Below are 19,002 nucleotides of genomic sequence, written 5' to 3' on the forward strand. Positions count from 1 at the left end.
GGGAGGATGCGTGATCTGATCCTTCAACTCAGCAAAAGTTCGATTTATTCAACAAAGCCGTTCTTGATCAGGCCAGGTGAGAGCCCGGATCGCGAGGCCCGTTGCGACGACTATCACATAGAGGAAAACAATCATGGCGACAGGTACTGTGGTATCTGTGTCTGGCTGTTTTTTGTATAACCACCACGCGCTCATTACGAAGCTCCTGCCACAGATAAGGTACTTTTGATTTCGCATCCACACGCCGCGCGACAGCCCTCTACCACAACCCCACGGCCATGCATTGTCCAGGTTGGGTGACATTCGTTGATTGGGAATGTCCCTTTATGGAGCGGGCACTGCACCAGATCATCTTTTAAGGCCACGGGCTGACCCATAAAGTCTGCACCAGAGGCCTTAGTGACTTTTCCTCCGCTTATCAAAGGATCGTTTAATCGAATGACGCCTTTCATCGCTTTATCTCCCTATTTTCCCGCATCCATATCACAACGCATATGATCCCAGCCGGTGTAGCCCTTCGCGTCGGGTACGCTGTCAGGTAAATCTTGCCAGTTTTTCTTAAGTTGCTGCGTGCTGCCCTCAAGTCCTTGCTTAGTCATGTAGACCATTCCCCAGGCCCAGCCTGGGGAATGCGGTTCCAGCTTCCCGCTGACTTTATTCCCCATTCCGTCATCCACGGTATAGGCAATACCCGGCCCACCGGGCAGAATCCGCGGGTCTTCAAACGGTTTTGACGACATATACAGCCGGTGTTTGGTTAGTAAAAAGCCCTGATCGTTGACGACGGTGAAAGAAATAATATCCTCATAGGATGGTTGGTTAGTACCATCGGGCTCATTAGGGCCTACCGAAAAAAACTGTGGAGACCATGTTTTACCATAATCTTTTGAAATGATTGTTCCTGGGTCGTCCCAGGTGGGTATGGCAATATACTGTTCAGAAGGATGAACAAATTTTTTGGTGAAAATTCGATAAAATTGACTGACGGGTCTGGTATGAATACCCCGCCGAGTATCTGTGTACCATAGTTCCCCTTCGCAATCCCAGCCTTTCAGTTCGAGATAACGATGATCATCAAACCGGTACACCACCTGCGTTGGCGGTTCTTTCGCCTGGCATCCGGTCGCCAGCACAACGGACGTAGCTGCGAGAACGGTATATAATCCTTTCATCAGTTATCGCCCCGCATCCATATCACAGCGCATATGACCCCAGCCGGTGTAGCCCTTCACGTCGGGTACGCTGTCGGGTAAATCTTGCCAGTTAGCCTTAAATTGCTGTGTGCTGTGCTTCAGTCCCTGCTTAGTCATGTAGACCATCCCCCAGGCCCAGCCAGGGAAACGGGGGTCCAGCGTATCGCTGACTTTATTTCCCATTCCGTCGTCCACGGTATAGGCGATCCCCGGCCCACCGGGCAGAATCCGCGGGTCTTCAAATGGTTTTGATGACATATACAGCCGGTGTTTTGTTAGTAAAAAGCCCTGATCGTTGACGACGGTGAAAGACACTGCATCTTCTGCGGGTGCTCTGTTATCTCCATTTGGTTCATTTCCCGCTGGGGAAAAACCGACGGCTTTCCATGTCTCGCCATAGTCTTTCGATACATGAAACCCATCCACCTCCCAGTTAGGAATAGAGATATATCGTTCTGATGGATGAATAAACTTACGGGTAAATACTCGATAAAATTGAAAATAAGGCTGTGAATGAATCCCCCTTTTCGTATCTGTATACCAGAGCTGGCCTTCACAGCCCCAGCCTTTCAATTCGAGAAAACGGTGATCATCAAACCGGTAAACTATCTGCGTCGGTGGCTCTTTTGCCTGGCATCCAGTTGTCAGCAAGATAGCTATAGCCGCAAGATCTTTGCATAATCCCTTCATGTTTTGTCCTTACGCCAGTTGACTGTCACTCATTGGTTTTGGCATATCCCATTGGAGGTTTTTCATTTCTTGATTTCCTGCAACCTGATCGTGAGAAGGCTTGAATGAGGTATGTTTGTTAAACTGATTTTTCACACCGTAAGTGCTCAGTGGGAGCACTTCGTCAGGTCTGTTCATGAAGTCTTTCGTCTCAGCAATTGGCAACCTTCCCGAACGATAATATTCTCTGGCATCGGCATTGCCGTTCTGCGGATCGCGCCAGTCCGCACGATGTAACAACCCTTCCCAAAATTTCCCCGCCTGATAATCGAATGATTTGCACTGCCCAATAGCCAAATCAAATGCCATTGCGTGCGACGGTACAAATTCGCTCATCACAATAGAGGAGTGCTGGCTGTAGCCTACCGGGTCGATTTTCTGCCATTCCGCTTGCAGTTCTTCCGGTGTTTTCTTCCAGGTAAGGGTAACTAACTGAAAATCACGCGAACCTGACACCTCACCATAAATAACTTCATGCTTGCGTTCAAAACTCTCTTCTTTAAGCTCTGAAGCAGATAAAACGTGACCAGGCTGCCAGCCAATATTTTGATAGCGGTTCACAGCAAAGGTTGTCGTTACTGTGCGCTTAATGGCGCTGGCTTTGGCGGAATAGGAAATGTAGGCGTCCGGGCTCTCCGGGTCGACATAATAGGTATACGGTTTATCACAGGTTTTAGGATCGTTATCCGGATGATTATCCTCCCCCTGGAGTTTGAAAATAAAAGGTTCCGGTAACTCCTCACCGTTTATTACCACATCGCGAGCGCTGTAACTGGCGTTCGTGAGAAAGGCATATTTTGCATCCCCCTCATTTCGCGGTGGTAGCTCAAAGGGTTTAGCGTCAGGGATGTTTCCTACTTCACCATGCTGGTAAAACACGCGCTGAAACAGATTAGGTATATCACTGGCGATATTCTGAGGAATGCCCCGCCAGCCAAACCCCTGTACATTCTCCAGCGACACGACGCCATCGTTCGGGCAAAAGTAGTTATACACTTTGCCGTCGTTGCTTCGGCAATATCTGTCATCCGTTCGCAGCGGATTATCGGAAGGTTTGCGCAGGGTACAGGAGGCCTCCAGAGCCAGTAATTCGCGCTCTGCCATTTTCCCGCCACCTTTCCATTGCGTATGCATCAGGCGACAGAAATTTTTAAATGTCTGCTGTCTGGCGTCGTCGGTCTGTTGATAACCCGGCTGAATATTTTCAGCCACGCGCGACTCAAGAGAATACGGTGAGTGATTAAGAATGACACAATTTACCGGGGCATACCCGGCCTGTTTCACCAGCATATTTGCCAGCATAGTAATAATCGTGCCCTGACTATGGGCCACAACGTTAATCACATCTTTCGTCGTAATCGGCTCACTTCGAATTTGAATAATCAAATCCGCCAGCCGTTGAGCGGCAAAAAACTGATAAATTCGGTGCGGGTTTTCATAAATGGGATGGGTAAAATCGCCATCATTGAAGTGCAGCGAGGCAAATCCCGCAGCGGCAACGCCGAAGCCACCGGCGCCGGGGCCCAGCATATCCGGGATCGTCGTCGTCGCGTTGGCAAACGTCCCGCCACCCTTGGAAAAATTCGTATCAAGTGCGTTCTTAAAGTTATCGTTTTGGTACTGGAACGGCCCTTTCCCGTCATTACCCAGCGCCTTTTTATTCGTCTCGTTATCTTCCTGGTACGCATCATAGGGCAGATGTGCTTTGTCACTCAGCTTCCCGACCTCTTCCCGGTAGCGCTTCTGGTCCGCCCGGTAGTCATCATGCGTAACCGGTTTATACCCCCAGTAAAACGGGATGATGGGGGAACGTCCGGGAGTGATAATTCTGTAGTCTTTCCATTCGTGGGCGTAAAAATCCTGCCTGTTAAGTCGCTTACCTAACCCGACCAGTATTCCCTTCTCCTGATTCCGGTAGGCTTCACCCACATCGTTCACGCCATGGACGAGGATCACAATGCCAGGCATCGGGCGCGGCACCGCCACGTTACGCGTCTGGGCGACTTCGCCAAGGGTTTTGTGTACCGGAATATCACCTTCGGATACCACCCGAGGGGCGTAGGGTTTTGTCTTCGCCTCCGTCATTCCATTATCTCCATTTTATAGCTGTCGAGGTCGTCAGCATCGAGCAGCGGCGAATGACCGGCGCTGTCCGTTACGCCTTCCACCACCTGACCGGATGTACTGGTCAGCCTGAATTTTTTGTTTGCCAGAATTTGCTCCGGATCATCACCAGCGTGCAGTTTATAGCGAAGTTTAAAGGCGCCTTTCTCAAAGGATGGCGTCGGTACCGAGACACTTTCCGCACCGTCGTATTTCAGGCTCGGCGCTTTGAGTTCAATGCCCGTCGGCGAGAAAATGGTGACCAGTCCGGTCGGACTGATACGGATCCCGCCGCCCCCGCAGACAAACTGCATTCCCTTTCTGGCACTGCCGTTCATTTTCCCGTCGGTGCTCGTCAGCGTGAAATCCTGCTGCGATAACATGTGCATTTCGCCCTGCTGCGCCTGCGTCGTAATATCCCCGGCACCCGCAATCATCTGGATGCCGAGTTTGCGGGCAAACAGCGACAGTTTTTCCCCTACGGCCAGCGAGAATTTTTTCACCATATTCACGCTGGCATTCCCGCCCGCTGTGGCAATCAGGTCTTTCCCGGCTGACAATTGCAGGCTGTCCGGCGTAACGTGCGCAATTCCACTTTTGCCATATGCCACAATACCGGGCTCCGCGAGATGACTCAGCGTCTGGTTGAGCGCATTTTGCCGATCGGTTTCGACATTACTCGCGCCTGCCGTAAGCGCACTTTGTTGCAGGGTCATCGCCAGCGACAAAGCCTTTTCAAGTTGTGCAATAGCCGCTGTCATATCCAGTTGCTTACCCCCCGCGCGGGGCTGGGCCTCCGTTGTGATCATCACGCCTTTGGCAGCACGCAGCGCCATCCAGTCGTCGGTGCGAGCCTCCACGCCTTCCCCGCGCTTTTTGCCTTCAGCATCAACCAGGTGGCCCACACTCACTTGACCTTTGCCGTACTCCGTAGAGATTTTGATGTGCTCCTGCCCGCGACGGTCTTCGAGACGGATCTTGTTCAACGCGGCTGTGCGGATCACGTTTCGGGTATCGTTACGGTTTGTGACTAAATCCGGGTGGCTGCCGTCGTGCATGACATGCGCGATAAAGGGTCTGTCCGGGTCGCCGCCTTCAAAACCGACGGCAACTTCAGTGCCCTCCAACAGCGGAAAGTGAATACCAAAAGTGTCACCGGCATACAATCTACCGAGGCGTACCAGGGCGCTTTCGAATCCGCCCCGTTTTTCATCCAGGTCAAAATCGAACTTAACCCGGTAGCGCCCAACCGCATCAAGTCCGGCATAGGTTTTATCTCCCCCGATAGCCATCACTCTGGCGGGCACCGTTCCGGCTATCACAGGCCGGGATAAGTATTCAGGACGGAAGCTATAGCCGTGGAGACAGGGGATCCCCGAAAGTACGGCGCGATAGTGTTCAGCACGGCTGCCGCGGATAGTCATCGCAGTTATCACAAACCCGGACTTAAACCCGTCAGGTACAGGCCCTGCGGGATAAAACATAATGCCTGGCTGAAGCTCGGGATCGCTGGTTGTCGCACCAAGAACACGCTGTCCGGTCAACAGGCGTTCATAACGGAGCCGGGCGTAAAATGCGGCGGTTTCCGCCTCTTCGCCGTGAAAATCCCCGCCAGTAAGATAGTGATCGGCATAGTGGTAGTGATGGCCTGACGTTATACCGACGGGAATATTGCTCGTCTGAATTGCTCTTTCCGTCTGCGGAGATTGCGGGTCACGGTAGTTGTAGGTGCGAACCAAGACCTTTTTTGGGATCAGGCCGTGCTGTTCCTCAAGATCGGTAATGTATTCGTTATAACTGGTCATACCTGAATGTCGGACATAAGGCATTTGTTTGTCACTGACGTTATAACGACGAGCAGAATCCCCAAAAATAACGACGGTTTCCGTTTTCACTTTGTTGTGATTCTCAAAACGGAACCAGATCCCTATCTCTGCCAGTAGCCGACGGATGAACCGCAAATCGGTTTCTTTCCACTGAACAATCATTTCCCGGCGCGGGTAGCTGTGGCTCAGTTGGTCAAAATCGATGTTGTAGCCTTCAAAGTGACCACTGTCCTTCATCAGCTTTGTAACGAGTTCCGGGACAGCCATATTCATGTACACCGCTGAACGATAGTTTTGATCCAGCAGCGCCAGTTCATGCTCGAGCACGCATTCATACAGTGCTTCGTCACCAGAAGACATCAGGCGGGAAAATTGGGTGATCGTGCCATTAATCTGGCGCACCGGCAGCCAGGCGGTGTGCCCATGCCATGAGGCTTCCAGATTGGGTGCACGCAGAATAAACTCAGCCCTCTGATTGAGGACGGTATCAACGGCAATGTTTTGATCCGGACTGGTAAAACGAATGGTATAGCGATAAGGCTCGTTTAATATCTCTTTTCCTGTAAAAGAATGAACATCAGAAATAACATTTTTGCTACGTGGAAAATACAATAAATACCGATTTAATGTATCCTGCCGCTGAGCCGCCTCGGATTTCCCTCTCATCGTTAGATATTCCTTTAACAAACAAAATGTTTATTAAAAACAATACACCCATCGCCCAGCCATTAAAACACCCAACTTCACCTTAAATTAATTCGCTAAAACAATATCATTCATGAAACAAATAAAAGTACATCAAATAACTTCACCACAAATAAATTTATAACTGATTAATTCAATATATAGGGCGTAGATAATTTAATTATGATGAGTGATAAGAGCCTTGCGTACCGGGAAAAGATTTTTTGCGGAGACAAATAAATTGTATTGTAGCTTTGGCAGGAACACCGTATCGGGGGGATGAAAAATAACGCAGAGTTGCTGGTCACATAGAGTGACCAGCATCAGACCAAATGGCCCGTTTTTCTCACTGTGAATCGCTTACTGTTTCGCGCCTTCTACCGCTTCGCGAGCCAGTTTAGTGATGCGATCCCAGTCGCCCGCTTCCAGCGCATCCGCAGGAACCAGCCAGGAGCCGCCGATGCACAGTACGCTTTTCAGCGCCAGGTAGTCACGGTAGTTGGCCGGAGAGATGCCGCCCGTTGGGCAGAAACGCACCTGGGAGAATGGACCCGCAATCGCCTGCAACGCTTTGGTGCCGCCGTTCGCTTCAGCCGGGAAGAATTTGAACTCTTTCAGGCCGTAGTCCATGCCCAGCATCAGTTCAGAAACGGTGCTGATACCTGGGATCAGCGGAATCGAACCTTCGGTTGCGGCTTTCAGCAGGGGCTCAGTCAGGCCCGGGCTGATGGCAAACTGCGCGCCCGCTTCGGTCACTTCTGCCAGCTGCTGCGCATTCAGAACCGTACCTGCACCGATGATCGCGTCCGGCACTTCTTTGGCGATAGCGCGGATCGCGTCCATCGCACAGGCAGTACGCAGGGTCACTTCCAGAACACGAACGCCACCCGCCACCAGCGCCTTCGCCATTGGGACAGCGTGCTCCAGTTTGTTTACCACAATCACCGGCACGACAGGGCCAGTGGTCAGGATTGCTTCTGCACTTGTTTTCCAGTTTTTCATCAGAGTTTTCTCTCGCCAGATCGTTAAAATCAAGTCGTCTTAAAACGTAATACAGGTTGCGCCCTGCTCCGCACCGGAGAGTTTTTCACGCAACGCACCAAACATTTCGCGTCCGGTACCCACGCGCGATGCGCTCAGGTCAGGAATATGGGGCTGACGCGCCGCCAGCTCAGCTTCATCCACCAGCAGGGTTAACTCGCCTGTCTGACCGTTAACGCGGATCATGTCACCATCACGGACTTTCGCCAGCAGGCCGCCGTCGTAGGCTTCCGGTGTGACATGAATCGCTGAAGGCACTTTACCGGATGCACCCGAGAGGCGTCCATCGGTCACCAGCGCAATTTTGAAACGGCGGTCCAATAATACACCAAGCGGCGGCATAAGTTTATGTAATTCTGGCATTCCGTTCGCTTTTGGTCCCTGATGACGCACCACGACTACGCAGTCTTTATCAAGCAGGCCCGCGTCAAAGGCAGGTAAAACGTCGTGCTGGCTTTCAAACACCACCGCCGGGGCTTCGATAACCTGATTCTCTTCCGGCACGGCAGAGGTTTTCATGACTGCACGCCCAAGGTTACCGCTCAGCACTTTAGTGCCGCCGTGAGGAGAGAACGGCTGTTCGAAGGTGGCGATGACCTGCGGATCGAGCGAATCGCTCGCCCCTTCGCGCCAGTCCAGCTCACCGTTGTTCAGCCATGGCTCAAGGGTATAGCGATGCAGGCCAAAGCCCGCCACCGTGTTGACATCCTCATGCAGCAGGCCGCCTTTCAGCAGTTCGCGCATCAGCACCGGCACGCCGCCCGCGGCCTGGAAGTGGTTGATGTCCGCCGGACCGTTCGGGTACAGACGCGCCATCAGCGGCACCACGGAGGAGATATCAGAGAAGTCATCCCAGTTGATCAGAATGCCCGCCGCGCGCGCCATCGCGACCAGGTGCATGGTGTGGTTGGTTGAACCGCCGGTCGCCAGCAGAGCGACAATGCCGTTGACGATGACTTTTTCATCCACCATTTTGCCCATTGGCATCCACTCGTTGCCGTTACCGGTCAGGCGCGTCACCTGCCGGGCCGCGGCTTCGGTCAGCGCTTTACGCAGTGGCGCATCAGGCTGGATGAACGATGAGCCAGGCAGCTGCATCCCCATAAACTCCACCACCATCTGGTTGGTGTTGGCCGTACCGTAGAATGTACAGGTGCCCGGCGCATGGTAGGACGCGGCCTCCGCTTCCAGCAGCGCCTGACGATCCGCTTTCCCTTCAGCGTAAAGCTGGCGGATACGCACTTTTTCCTTGTTTGGCAGACCGCTTGCCATTGGGCCTGACGGCACAAAAATCGCCGGCAGATGACCAAACGACAGCGCAGCCATCACCAGCCCCGGGACGATTTTGTCGCACACGCCCAGATAGAGCGCGCCATCAAACATATTGTGCGACAGGCCAACCGCCGCCGACATGGCGATCACTTCGCGGCTCAACAGCGACAGTTCCATACCGTCCTGGCCCTGGGTTACGCCGTCACACATGGCAGGCACGCCGCCTGCGACCTGACCTACCGCGTTCACGCTGTGCAGCGCATTGCGGATGATAGACGGGTAGACCTCATAAGGCTGGTGGGCAGAGAGCATGTCGTTATAGGAGGTAATGATGGCGATATTGTTACGCAACATGCTTTTCAGCGCGTCTTTATCACCAGGCTGGCAGGCCGCAAAGCCGTGGGCCAGATTCCCGCAGGCCAGCTGTGAGCGGTGGACAGTTTCACTCTTCGCCTGTTCGATGCGGGCAAGGTAGGCAGCACGGGTCTCTTTCGAGCGTTCAGCGATGCGCTGTGTTACGCGTAACAATGTCGGATTCATAAAAGCTCCTCTAATTTATCTGTCTAGGCTCGGGAGATTACACAGTTTCTGACGATTGGTAACAACGCTGAAACGCCTGGTATCCGGAGCACAGGGGCAAAATATCTAAGGGGAGTGTAATAAAAAAAGCTCCGCGGGTGAATCCACGCGGAGCTTAAAAGATTAAAAATTATGCCACTTGCTGTGTTAGATCATGTTACCGGTAAAATAACACCTTTGGGCTAGAGAAGAGATCTACTCAAACTCGTTCCAGGAGCGGCCATCGCGGGTGATCATCGCAACGGAGGCGACCGGTCCCCAGGTTCCCGCCTGATACGGTTTTGGCGCATCCTGGTCAGCAGCCCACGCTTCGGTGATGGAGTCGACCCACTTCCATGCCTCTTCCACTTCATCGCGGCGGACGAACAGCGCCTGGATACCGCGCATGGTTTCCAGCAGCAGACGCTCGTAAGCATCGGCCAGATGCGTCTGGTTGAAGGTTTCTGAATAGCTCAGGTCCAGCTTGGTGGTTTGCAGGTTGTGCTTGTGATCAAGACCTGGCACTTTGTTCAGGATCTGAATATCCACACCCTCGTCCGGTTGCAGACGGATGGTCAGCTTGTTCTGCGGCAGTTCCTGCCAGGATTCTTTAAACAGGTTCAGTTCCGGGTTTTTGAAGTAGACCACCACTTCGGAGCATTTTGCTGGCAGACGTTTACCGGTACGCAGGTAGAACGGCACACCGGCCCAGCGCCAGTCGTCGATATCCACGCGGATCGCCACAAACGTCTCGGTGTTACTGGACTTGTTCGCGCCCTCTTCTTCCAGATAGCCAGGGACTTTTTTCCCCTGGGCAAAACCAGCGGTGTACTGGCCGCGCACGGTTTTCTCACGCACGTTGGAGCGGTCGATACGGCGCAGTGATTTCAACACCTTCACTTTGGCATCACGAATGCTGTCGGCGGTCAGATCCGACGGTGGCGACATGGCAATCATGCACAGAATTTGCAGCAGGTGGTTCTGGATCATGTCACGCATCTGGCCAGCCTGGTCGAAGTAACCCCAACGGCCTTCGATGCCCACCTCTTCCGCCACGGTAATTTCCACGTGGTCGATAGTACGGTTGTCCCAGTTGTTCACAAACAGGGAGTTGGCAAAACGCAGCGCCAGCAGGTTCAGGACCGTCTCTTTGCCCAGATAGTGGTCAATACGGTAAACCTGGCACTCCTCAAAGAACTTGCCCACCTGGTCGTTGATTTCACGCGAGGTTGCCAGCGACGTACCCAGCGGTTTCTCCATCACCACGCGCGCCGGTTTGGCATTCAGCTTCGCTTCGCCCAGACCTTTGCAGATGGCGCCGAAGGTGCTTGGCGGCATCGCGAAATAGTTGATGGTGACGCGATTTTCCTGGTCGAGCATTTCACCCAGACGGGTAAAGGCGCCTACATCGTTGACGTCGAGGTTGCAGAAATCGAGACGCCCGCTCAGCTTATCCCAAAGGCTCTCATCGATTTTCTCTTTCATGAACGTTTCGAGCGCCTCGCGCACGACGTTGGTATAAGCCTCCTTATCCCAGTCGGCGCGCCCTACCCCAAGAATTCGGGTATCGGGATGGATCTGGCCCGCTTTCTCCAGCTGATACAGGGAAGGCAGCAATTTTCGGCGTGCAAGATCGCCTTTCGCGCCGAAAATGACCAGGTCACATGCCTGGGCTGTTTGCGTTACCGCCATGTCATTCTCCTCAGTTAGATCGCCTGGTACTCTGCCAGGTATCGTTGTAATTTTATTACAATGCACTGTACTGCTTTTACGTGTTTCCTGAAACCATTAGCGCTTAACGTCACGTGCGATACGGTGATTTTTCGTCGCCCGGGCCATTACGCCCGTCTGATGACGCAACAAACGTCGATTCTTTGCGCAACTGCGTCGGAGCAAAACCCGACGTCGATCAAGTAATGAAAAAAAACAACAACATTTCTTGTCGACGATTACCCTTTCGGGAGTCCCGGGAGTAATATCGGCTAAATCGAATCAAGGTTTCATCTCTTTATGAAATCGTTTATGCCCTCATGAGCGTCTTGTTAACAATGAACATGCTGGAAAAAATCCAGTTTCAACTGGAACACCTTAGCAAATCCGAGCGCAAAGTGGCTGAAGTTATTCTCGCCGCGCCCGCGCAGGCGATTCATTCAAGCATCGCCGCTCTGGCACAGGAATCGGGCGTCAGCGAACCGACGGTCAATCGATTCTGTCGTAGTCTGGACACGCGCGGCTTTCCTGATTTTAAACTGCATCTGGCACAAAGTCTGGCAAACGGCACCCCGTATGTTAATCGCAATGTCGATGAAGACGACAGCGTTGATGCTTACACCGCGAAAATATTTGAATCGGCAATGGCTACGCTGGACCATGTTCGCCAGTCTCTGGACATGAGTTCAGTGAATCGCGCGGTCGATCTGCTCACGCAGGCCAAACGGATTGCCTTCTTTGGCCTTGGCTCATCCGCTGCCGTGGCGCATGACGCCATGAATAAGTTTTTTCGCTTCAACGTGCCGGTGATTTACTCCGATGACATTGTGCTGCAACGCATGAGCTGTATGAATTGTAGCGAAGATGATGTCGTGGTACTCATCTCCCATACGGGCCGTACCAAGAGCCAGGTGGAGCTGGCGCAGCTCGCGCGTGATAACGATGCGATGGTCATCGCCCTGACGACGGCAGGCACGCCGCTGGCCCGGGAAGCGACGCTGGCCATTACCCTGGACGTACCAGAGGACACCGACATGTACATGCCGATGGTCTCGCGCCTGGCGCAGCTGACGGTCATCGACGTGCTGGCGACCGGTTTTACCTTACGCCGGGGCGCAAAATTCCGGGATAACTTGAAGCGGGTCAAGGAAGCCCTGAAAGAATCGCGTTTTGATAAAGAATTGCTTATAAAGAGCGATGTTCCCTAATAACTACGATGTACGTTTTACGGCATTCGGTCCTCTCGCTACTGCCTTGCGATAGATGAAGGCCGATTCTATGTTCACGCAACACCAAAGTTGTTTCAGTCAACGGAGTATTACATGTCCAGAAGGCTTCGCAGAACCAAAATCGTCACCACCTTAGGCCCGGCCACCGACCGCGATAATAACCTCGAAAAGATTATCGCCGCGGGTGCCAACGTGGTGCGTATGAACTTCTCTCACGGTACGCCAGAAGACCATAAATTACGTGCCGATAAAGTGCGTGAAATCGCAGCTAAACTGGGCCGCCACGTTGCTATCCTCGGTGACCTGCAAGGTCCAAAAATCCGCGTATCGACCTTTAAAGAAGGCAAAGTCTTCCTCAATATCGGCGACAAATTCCTGCTGGATGCCAACCTGAGCAAAGGTGAAGGCGATAAAGAAAAAGTGGGTATCGACTATAAAGGTCTGCCTGCTGACGTTGTGCCTGGCGACATCCTGCTGCTGGACGATGGACGCGTACAGCTGAAAGTGCTGGAAGTTCAGGGTATGAAGGTGTTCACCGAAGTGACCGTCGGCGGCCCGCTCTCTAACAATAAAGGCATCAACAAACTCGGCGGTGGCCTGTCTGCTGAAGCGCTGACCGAAAAAGACAAAGCGGATATCGTGACCGCAGCGCAGATCGGCGTGGATTATCTGGCCGTCTCCTTCCCGCGCTGCGGCGAAGATCTGAACTATGCTCGCCGCCTGGCGCGCGATGCAGGCTGCGATGCGAAAATCGTTGCGAAAGTTGAACGCGCTGAAGCGGTCTGCGATCAGGACGCGATGGACGACGTGATCCTGGCGTCTGACGTGGTGATGGTTGCCCGTGGGGACCTGGGCGTGGAAATTGGCGACCCTGAACTGGTCGGCATCCAGAAAGCGTTGATCCGTCGCGCGCGTCAGCTGAACCGGGCGGTGATCACCGCTACCCAGATGATGGAATCCATGATCACGAATCCGATGCCAACCCGTGCGGAAGTCATGGACGTGGCAAATGCCGTGCTGGATGGTACTGACGCGGTGATGCTGTCAGCAGAAACCGCTGCGGGTCAGTATCCGGCGGAAACCGTGGCCGCCATGGCGCGCGTCTGCCTGGGGGCGGAGAAAATCCCAAGCATTAACGTCTCCAAGCACCGCCTGGATATTCAGTTCGACAATGTGGAAGAAGCGATTGCGATGTCTGCGATGTACGCAGCCAACCACCTGAAAGGGGTCACGGCAATCATCACCATGACCGAATCTGGCCGTACCGCGCTTATGACGTCCCGCATCAGCTCCGGTCTGCCGATCTTCGCCATGTCCCGTCACGAGCGTACGCTGAACCTGACGGCGCTGTATCGCGGCGTGACGCCAGTCTACTTCGACAGCACCAATGACGGCGTGGCCGCTGCGCACGATGCCGTGAACCTGCTGCGCGACAAAGGTTATCTGGTGTCCGGTGATATCGTTATCGTGACGCAGGGTGACGTGATGAGCACCATCGGCTCAACCAACACCACCCGCGTATTGACCGTAGAGTAAGATCCGATCCCCTCTCCCCTCTGGGGAGAGGGATAAAGGTTTTCTATTTCTTCGGGAAAAGCTCTTTACGCTTGTACGGCTCCGTTTCGCCCGGTTTACGTGTTTTGAGCAGCTTCAGGATCCACGTATACTGCTCCTTATGCGGCCCCACCAGCACTTCCACCTCTTCATTCATACGGCGCGCAATGGTGTAATCGTCTGCGGTCAGCAGATCGTCCATCGGCGGACGGACCTCAATGCTCAGGCGATGCGTTTTACCGTCATAAACCGGGAACAGTGGGATCACGCGGGCGCGGCAGACTTTCATCAGGCGACCAATCGCGGGTAATGTCGCTTTATAGGTCGCGAAGAAATCGACAAACTCGCTGTGTTCAGGGCCGTGATCCTGATCGGGCAGATAGTAGCCCCAGTACCCCTGACGTACCGACTGAATGAAAGGCTTAATGCCATCGTTTCGGGCGTGCAAACGTCCACCAAAGCGACGGCGCACGGTATTCCAGACAAAATCGTAGATTTTGTTTCCCTGATTATGGAACATCGCCGCCATTTTCTGGCCCTGCGAGGCCATTAACATTGCCGGAATATCGACCCCCCACCCGTGCGGCACCAGGAAAATCACCTTTTCATCATTGCGACGCATCTCGTCGATGATCTCCAGCCCTTTCCAGTCAACGCGTTCGACGATCTTCTCAGGCCCCTTCAGCGCCAGTTCCGCCATCATCGCCATGGCCTGCGGCGCGGTGGTGTACATGTCATCTATAATCGCTTCGCGTTCGGCGTCGCTTTTATCCGGGAAACAGTACAACAGATTTATTTGCGCACGGCGTCGTGCGCTTTTACCTACGCGGCCTGCAATACGCCCCACGGTACCGAGCACCGGATCGCGGAGGGAGGCAGGTAGCAACGCCATGCCAGCAAACGCGTATACGCCAAGCCAGGCGCCCCAGTTACGCGGGTGGCGAAAGGATTTTTCAAACTCGGGAATGTACTCAATATTGTTTTTTTTGGTTTCCATGCGGTTTCCAGGGTCTGGTGACGCAAAAATATATTCAGATAGTGTAGCGAGGCAGCCGTCCGCGTACAAAAGAAAAAGCCGGCGCACACTGACGCCGGCTTTTTAAATCAGGTGAGCTTAGTCGAAGCGCAGCTGCGGCATAACCTCTTTCACCTGCGCCAGGTAATCTTTGCGATCTTTCCCGGTCAGCCCTTCAGTGCGCGGCAGTTTCGCCGTCAGCGGGTTAACCGCCTGCTGGTTGATCCACACTTCATAGTGCAGGTGCGGGCCTGTTGAACGGCCAGTATTACCGGACAACGCGATGCGGTCACCGCGTTTCACTTTCTGGCCCGGTTTGACCAGCAGTTTACGCAGGTGCATGTAGCGGGTGGTGTAGGTACGACCGTGACGAATAGCAACGTAATAGCCCGCAGCACCGCTGCGTTTCGCCATGACCACTTCACCATCCCCTACGGCCAGCACTGGCGTACCCTGCGGCATGGCGAAGTCAACGCCACGGTGCGGCGCTACGCGACCCGTTACCGGGTTCAGACGACGCGGGTTGAAGTTGGAGGAGACACGGAACTGTTTAGCCGTTGGGAAGCGCAGGAAGCCTTTTGCGAGACCCGTACCGCTGCGGTCATAGAACTTACCGTCTTCCGCGCGAATGGCGTAGTAGTCTTTGCCGTCGGAACGCAGACGAACGCCCACCAGCTGGCTCTGCTCACGTTTGCCGTCCAGCATTTCGCGGGACATCAGGACAGAGAATTGATCGCCTTTTTTCAGTTTGCGGAAATCCATCTGCCACTGCATGGCTTTGATCACCGAACTGATTTCAGCGCTGGTCAGGCCAGCATCGCGTGCGCTGGAAACAAAGCTGCCGCCTACGGTCCCTTTCATGACGCTGTTAACCCAGTCGCCTTGCTGCATTTCACTGGTCATTTTGAAACCGTTTGCAGTGCGATCGTAGGTGCGGGTTTCGCGACGGGATATCTCCCAGGTCAGACGTTGCAGATCGCCGTCAGGGGTTAAGGTCCAGGAAAGTTGCTGACCAATTTTCAGATTACGCAACTCTTTGTCGGATGCGGCAAGCTGGCTGATGTTGCCCATGTCGATACCGTACTGGTTCAGGACGCTGCTCAGCGTATCGCCAGTGGAAACGACATATTCATGAATGCCAGCTTCATTCTGGATCTTGTCATCCAGTTCATCCTGGGGAATAGCTTCATCTTCCTGAGCGGCCTGATCGATAGGCTCGCTGGCCTCAGGCAGCAGAGAGCGGATCTCGCTTTTTTCCAGTTCGATAGTTTTGATGATAGGGGCAGAACTCGGGTGGTAAACATAGGGCCGCCAGACGGCGACCGCTAATGTGAGAACTGTAAGCGACCCCAGCATAACGCGGTGGGGTCGAGGCAGATTGTTAAATGCCAGGGCGACAGAGCGGGCTATCTGTTGCACGTATTCACTTCCTCGTTAATCTCCTTTCAGGCAGCTCGCATACTGATTCGCCAGTTGGCTGAGGAACTGCGAATAGCTCGCTTTGCTCAACTGGATGTTCGTACCTAGCGGGTCAAGGGTTCCCATGCGCACGGATGTTCCCCTGGCCACGGCTTCTACGACCGCTGGCCTGAACTGTGGCTCAGCAAAAACGCATGTCGCTTTTTGCTCAACCAACTGTGTTCTGATTTCATGTAAACGCTGCGCACCAGGCTGAATTTCAGGGTTGACGGTAAAATGCCCCAGCGGGGTCAGACCGTAATGTTTTTCGTAATAGCCGTAGGCATCATGAAAAACGAAGTACCCTTTTCCTTTAAGCGGTGCGAGCTCGTTACCCACCTGTTTGTCGGTTGCGGCTAATTGAGCCTCAAAATCCTTCAGGTTGGCGTCGAGTTGGACTCGACTTTGCGGCATAAGTTCCACTAATTTGTCGTGGATTGCAACCGCTGTAAGCCGCGCTATCTCTGGGGAGAGCCAGAGATGCATGTTGTACTCGCCGTGATGGTGATGGTCGTCACCTTTTTCATCGTGAGCATGTTCGTGGTCGTGTTCGTCACCCTCGTCCTCAGCCCCTTTCATGAGCAACGGTTTCACGCCGGACAGCCCGGCAATGGTCACCTGTTTCTCTTCGGGAAGCTGTCTGGCTGACTTTTGCATGAACGCTTCCATCTCAGGACCAATCCAGACGACTAAGTCCGCGTTCTGTAAGCGTTTTACATCAGACGGTCGCAGGGAATAATCATGCTCGGAAGCCCCGTCAGGCAGCAGAACCTGGGTCTCTGTTACCCCATCCGCGATGGCAGAGGCGATAAATCCAAGCGGTTTAAGCGAAGCGACAACGGCGGCGTTAACATCTTGTGCGGTTGTACCCCAAAGTGCAGCGGATAAAGCTGCGAAAAGAAGCGTATTTTTCTGTAACATAATGCGACTAATCATCGTAATGAGTGCGTGGAATGTGATATTATAACATTCGATGACTTCTGCAAGCTTAAATTGACATGACGACTTTAGTTTCTCTTGAAAATGTTTCGGTCTCATTCGGTCAACGCCGTGTCCTTTCTGACGTGTCGCTGAATCTGAAGCCCGGCAAAATACTCACGCTGCTCGGCCCTAACGGTGCAGGCAAATCGACGCTGGTGCGCGTCGTATTAGGCCTGGTCGCCCCTGACGCAGGCGTTATCGTCCGCGAAGACAAATTGCGTATCGGCTATGTGCCGCAAAAATTACACCTCGATGCCACCCTGCCCCTGACGGTGAGCCGCTTCCTGCGCCTGCGTCCCGGTACGCGTAAAGCGGATATCCTCCCGGCGCTGAAACGCGTTCAGGCGGGTCATCTTGTTGATGCGCCTTTGCAAAAACTGTCGGGCGGTGAAACCCAGCGCGTATTGCTTGCCCGTGCCCTGCTCAGCAGCCCTCAGCTGCTGGTGCTGGACGAGCCGACGCAGGGTGTCGACGTCAACGGCCAGGTTGCGCTGTACGATTTGATCGACCAGCTCCGTCGGGAGCTTAACTGCGCGGTGCTGATGGTATCCCATGACCTGCATCTGGTGATGGCGAAAACCGACGAAGTGCTGTGCCTGAACCATCACATTTGCTGTTCCGGCACGCCGGAAGTGGTGTCAATGCACCCGGAATTTATCTCCATGTTTGGCCATCGCGGCGCCGAACAGCTGGGTATTTATCGCCATAATCACAATCACCGCCATGATTTACAGGGACGAATTGTCCTGCGTCGGGGAAACGGACACTCATGATTGAACTGTTACTGCCCGGCTGGCTGGCCGGGATTATGCTCGCCTGCGCCGCGGGTCCACTCGGCTCGTTTGTCGTGTGGCGCAGAATGTCCTATTTCGGCGATACGCTGGCCCATGCTTCATTGCTGGGTGTCGCGTTTGGTTTGTTGCTGGACGTGAACCCGTTTTATGCGGTGATTGTCGTCACGCTGCTGCTGGCCGCCGGTCTGGTCTGGCTGGAAAAACGCCCTCACCTCGCGATTGATACCCTGCTCGGCATTATGGCGCACAGCGCCCTGTCGCTGGGTCTGGTCGTTGTTAGCCTGATGTCAAATATCCGCGTGGACCTGATGGCCTATCTGTTCGGCGATCTGCTGGCCGTCACGCCCGAAGATCTGATTTCCATTGCCATTGGCGTGGCGGTGGTGCTCGGGATCCTGCTGTGGCAGTGGCGGAATTTACTGGCAATGACCGTCAGCCCGGATCTGGCCTTTGTCGACGGCGTGAAGCTTCAGCGCGTGAAGCTGCTGTTGATGCTGGTGACGGCGTTAACCATCGGCGTAGCGATGAAGTTTGTCGGCGCGCTGATCATCACGTCGCTGTTGATTATCCCTGCCGCCACGGCGCGTCGTTTTGCCCGTACGCCGGAACAAATGGCCGGTATCGCGGTGATTATCGGAATGATTGCGGTGACGGGCGGGTTAACCTTCTCGGCGTTTTATGACACGCCAGCGGGGCCGTCGGTGGTATTGTGCGCGGCGGTGTTGTTTATTTTCAGTATGATGAAAAAGACCGCGAATTAACATCGAGGGCGCTGATGCCCTCACCCTGGCCCTCTCCCACGGGGCTGAGGGATCCCCACAAATTAATGCGAGCAGTGAACCATCCCCTCGCCCC

Annotated in this window: 15 protein-coding genes and 1 pseudogene; 5 read left to right on the forward strand and 11 right to left on the reverse strand. The window is 53.8% G+C overall.

Annotated features, from left to right (window positions below; all coding sequences use genetic code 11):
* Positions 1-180: pseudogene (locus tag ACOTX7_RS22400) on the forward strand (hypothetical protein); the annotation flags it as partial.
* A 14-nt stretch (positions 181-194) separates the two neighbouring features.
* Here ACOTX7_RS22400 and ACOTX7_RS22405 read toward each other — a convergent pair.
* The 8 genes from ACOTX7_RS22405 to zwf all read right to left on the reverse strand — a co-directional run bounded on the left by ACOTX7_RS22405 (position 195) and on the right by zwf (position 11,098).
* A complete protein-coding gene (locus ACOTX7_RS22405; protein ID WP_221813082.1) occupies positions 195-452 on the reverse strand; it encodes a PAAR domain-containing protein in 258 nt (85 codons plus the stop codon).
* A 12-nt stretch (positions 453-464) separates the two neighbouring features.
* Positions 465-1,172: a T6SS immunity protein Tli3 family protein gene (locus ACOTX7_RS22410; RefSeq protein ID WP_221813080.1), complete on the reverse strand. Its 708-nt coding sequence runs from the start codon at positions 1,170-1,172 to the stop codon at positions 465-467.
* A 3-nt stretch (positions 1,173-1,175) separates the two neighbouring features.
* Entirely contained in the window at positions 1,176-1,883 is a 708-nt protein-coding gene (locus tag ACOTX7_RS22415) for a T6SS immunity protein Tli3 family protein (RefSeq protein ID WP_221813078.1), read from the reverse strand.
* Between the two features lie 9 nt (positions 1,884-1,892).
* Positions 1,893-4,007, reverse strand: a complete 2,115-nt coding sequence (locus tag ACOTX7_RS22420; RefSeq protein ID WP_221813076.1) for a T6SS effector phospholipase Tle3 domain-containing protein — start codon at positions 4,005-4,007, stop codon at positions 1,893-1,895.
* Entirely contained in the window at positions 4,004-6,517 is a 2,514-nt protein-coding gene (locus ACOTX7_RS22425) for a type VI secretion system Vgr family protein (protein ID WP_221813074.1), read from the reverse strand. Before ACOTX7_RS22425 ends, ACOTX7_RS22420 begins: the two co-directional genes overlap by 4 nt.
* Before the next feature lie 378 nt (positions 6,518-6,895).
* Positions 6,896-7,537 carry a bifunctional 4-hydroxy-2-oxoglutarate aldolase/2-dehydro-3-deoxy-phosphogluconate aldolase gene (kdgA, locus tag ACOTX7_RS22430; RefSeq protein WP_006811025.1) on the reverse strand — a complete coding sequence of 214 codons (642 nt, stop codon included), beginning with the start codon at positions 7,535-7,537 and terminating at the stop codon, positions 6,896-6,898.
* A 39-nt stretch (positions 7,538-7,576) separates the two neighbouring features.
* Complete coding sequence (edd, locus tag ACOTX7_RS22435; RefSeq protein ID WP_006811026.1) at positions 7,577-9,388, reverse strand: phosphogluconate dehydratase; 1,812 nt, start codon at positions 9,386-9,388, stop codon at positions 7,577-7,579.
* Positions 9,389-9,622: 234 nt separating this feature from the next.
* Positions 9,623-11,098, reverse strand: coding sequence for a glucose-6-phosphate dehydrogenase (zwf, locus tag ACOTX7_RS22440; RefSeq protein ID WP_221256138.1), 1,476 nt, complete (start codon positions 11,096-11,098; stop codon positions 9,623-9,625).
* Between the two features lie 356 nt (positions 11,099-11,454).
* Between zwf and ACOTX7_RS22445 the strand changes: the two genes are divergently transcribed.
* The gene (locus ACOTX7_RS22445; protein ID WP_003859769.1) at positions 11,455-12,324 is read left to right on the forward strand and encodes a MurR/RpiR family transcriptional regulator; all 870 of its coding nucleotides are present in this window, start codon (positions 11,455-11,457) and stop codon (positions 12,322-12,324) included.
* A 114-nt stretch (positions 12,325-12,438) separates the two neighbouring features.
* Positions 12,439-13,881, forward strand: a complete 1,443-nt coding sequence (gene pyk / locus ACOTX7_RS22450) for a pyruvate kinase (RefSeq protein ID WP_006811029.1) — start codon at positions 12,439-12,441, stop codon at positions 13,879-13,881.
* 43 nt (positions 13,882-13,924) lie between these two features.
* Here pyk and lpxM read toward each other — a convergent pair whose 3' ends face one another.
* From lpxM to znuA, 3 genes are all read right to left on the reverse strand, one after another.
* Positions 13,925-14,896, reverse strand: coding sequence for a lauroyl-Kdo(2)-lipid IV(A) myristoyltransferase (gene lpxM / locus ACOTX7_RS22455; RefSeq protein WP_047354227.1), 972 nt, complete (start codon positions 14,894-14,896; stop codon positions 13,925-13,927).
* A 117-nt stretch (positions 14,897-15,013) separates the two neighbouring features.
* The gene (mepM, locus tag ACOTX7_RS22460) at positions 15,014-16,333 is read right to left on the reverse strand and encodes a murein DD-endopeptidase MepM (protein WP_221256139.1); all 1,320 of its coding nucleotides are present in this window, start codon (positions 16,331-16,333) and stop codon (positions 15,014-15,016) included.
* A 15-nt stretch (positions 16,334-16,348) separates the two neighbouring features.
* A complete protein-coding gene (gene znuA / locus ACOTX7_RS22465; RefSeq protein WP_047354229.1) occupies positions 16,349-17,293 on the reverse strand; it encodes a zinc ABC transporter substrate-binding protein ZnuA in 945 nt (314 codons plus the stop codon).
* A gap of 77 nt (positions 17,294-17,370) precedes the next feature.
* Between znuA and znuC the strand changes: the two genes are divergently transcribed.
* Both znuC and znuB read left to right on the forward strand, forming a co-directional pair.
* Positions 17,371-18,126, forward strand: a complete 756-nt coding sequence (gene znuC, locus ACOTX7_RS22470; protein ID WP_006811033.1) for a zinc ABC transporter ATP-binding protein ZnuC — start codon at positions 17,371-17,373, stop codon at positions 18,124-18,126.
* Entirely contained in the window at positions 18,123-18,908 is a 786-nt protein-coding gene (gene znuB / locus ACOTX7_RS22475; RefSeq protein ID WP_006811034.1) for a zinc ABC transporter permease subunit ZnuB, read from the forward strand. Before znuC ends, znuB begins: the two co-directional genes overlap by 4 nt.
* Positions 18,909-19,002: the final 94 nt, after the last annotated feature.

The organism is Enterobacter cloacae complex sp. IR5418, assembly GCF_049238105.1.
Taxonomy (GTDB): Bacteria; Pseudomonadota; Gammaproteobacteria; order Enterobacterales; family Enterobacteriaceae; genus Enterobacter; species Enterobacter hormaechei.